Consider the following 299-nt stretch of genomic DNA (forward strand, 5'->3'; position numbering starts at 1 on the left):
GATGTGGTTATACTCGATCATCATTCAATGAAAGGAGGCAGTATGGCAGTTTCAGCAAGAAATCAATTAACCGGAACAGTTAGCGCAGTAGCAATGGGCGCTGTGAATGATGAAGTAGAACTGACGCTGGCAGGTGGTGCAAAGCTGGTGGCAATTGTGACTCACAGCAGCCAGCAAGCGCTGGGTCTGGCGAAAGGGAAAGAAGCGATTGCCCTGATTAAAGCCCCGTGGGTCACGCTGGCAACGGAAGACTGTGGACTGAAATTCTCTGCTCGCAACCAGTTTGCTGGCAGCGTGTC

At 51.5% G+C, this 299-nt stretch carries 1 protein-coding gene; it reads left to right on the forward strand.

Annotation, left to right across the window (positions count from 1 at the left end; all coding sequences use genetic code 11):
• Positions 1 to 42: 42 nt before the first annotated feature.
• On the forward strand, positions 43 to 299 hold a 257-nt coding region (locus LZP73_RS20025), incomplete at its 3' end, for a TOBE domain-containing protein (RefSeq protein ID WP_234236665.1).

It is taken from the genome of Shewanella sp. AS16 (assembly GCF_021412365.1).
Classification (GTDB): domain Bacteria; phylum Pseudomonadota; class Gammaproteobacteria; order Enterobacterales; family Shewanellaceae; genus Shewanella; species Shewanella salipaludis.